Source organism: Terrabacter terrae (genome assembly GCF_039529575.1).
GTDB lineage: Bacteria > Actinomycetota > Actinomycetes > Actinomycetales > Dermatophilaceae > Terrabacter > Terrabacter terrae.
The window spans coordinates 1-635 of record NZ_BAAANB010000046.1 but is presented as its reverse complement, the minus strand read 5'-3'; the positions used below and the strand labels follow the sequence as shown (position 1 = coordinate 635).

The window sequence follows — 635 nt, the reverse complement described above, 5'->3', positions numbered from 1 at the left end:
TGACGGCGATGACCTGGTCGTGGGCGATCCCGCGGAGGTATGCGTTCACCTGGGTCGTCGGGGCGATGCCGAGGAAGAGCGCCTTGCCACCCGTCTCGAGCGGCTGGGCGGTGACGCGGGCCTCGACGTCGAGGCGGTCGAGCACCCAGGAGGGCGCGTTGGGCCCCGTCTCGACGACGGCGTTGCCGAACGTGACGGCGGGCGTCGAGCTGGAGACCACGGGCAGGGTCATGGACAGGTAGCCCGCGGAGTCGCGCGCGACGGCATACCCGATGGCCAGGCCCGCTCCGCCGAGGAGCAGCCCGAGGCCGGGGAGGATGAGCAGGCACCCGATGATGAGGGCGGCGAGGTGCCGGCCGGCGGGGTGGCGCCGCTCGGCCGGGGCGTAGGTGGTGGTGGTCACGCAGATCACATCCTTGGGAAGCGGCCGCGGGCGAACCGGTTGAGGGCCTCGAGGATCCCGACGCCGCCGCCGACGAAGCCGAGCACGAGCAGGACGCGTGCCACGACCTCCCAGCCGGTGCCGACGACGTCGAGCGGGAAGACCTGCCAGATCCGGACCAGGGCGACGAGTCCGAAGCCAATGGAGACGATGTCGCCGAGGGCCCGCACGCGTGGCAGGTCCAGGACGACGT

General features: G+C 72.4%; 2 pseudogenes. Both read right to left on the bottom strand.

Annotation, left to right across the window (positions count from 1 at the left end):
• Window positions 1-403 (bottom strand): annotated as a pseudogene (locus ABD194_RS18860) (hypothetical protein); the annotation flags it as partial.
• Between the two features lie 5 nt (window positions 404-408).
• Window positions 409-635 (bottom strand): annotated as a pseudogene (locus ABD194_RS18855) (hypothetical protein); the annotation flags it as partial.